Source organism: Pseudomonas sp. ICMP 8385 (assembly GCF_002699915.1).
Taxonomy (GTDB): domain Bacteria; phylum Pseudomonadota; class Gammaproteobacteria; order Pseudomonadales; family Pseudomonadaceae; genus Aquipseudomonas; species Aquipseudomonas gessardii.
The window spans coordinates 1-214 of record NZ_LKBY01000069.1 but is presented as its reverse complement, the minus strand read 5'-3'; the positions used below and the strand labels follow the sequence as shown (position 1 = coordinate 214).

The window sequence follows — 214 nt, the reverse complement described above, 5'->3', positions numbered from 1 at the left end:
CCTAGCGCAACTTTTAAACTCGCCAAATGATCAAAAAACAATCAATTCGACGAGTATTTCTTACGTTTTCGCCACCCGGACCCCACTCCGGTGGCCATTTCCCGCATTACAGGCGCACCTCCCCTGCATTCGTCAGTAAATGTCGGCGCGCCATCCACAGGTTCGACAGAGCGAACAGTGTCACCAGTTGCGCCGTGTTTTTGGCCAAGCCGCG

1 pseudogene is annotated in these 214 nt (G+C 53.7%); it reads right to left on the bottom strand.

Annotated elements, in window-relative coordinates:
• Positions 1-106: 106 nt before the first annotated feature.
• A pseudogene (locus AO268_RS08045) lies at positions 107-214 on the bottom strand (IS5/IS1182 family transposase); the annotation flags it as partial.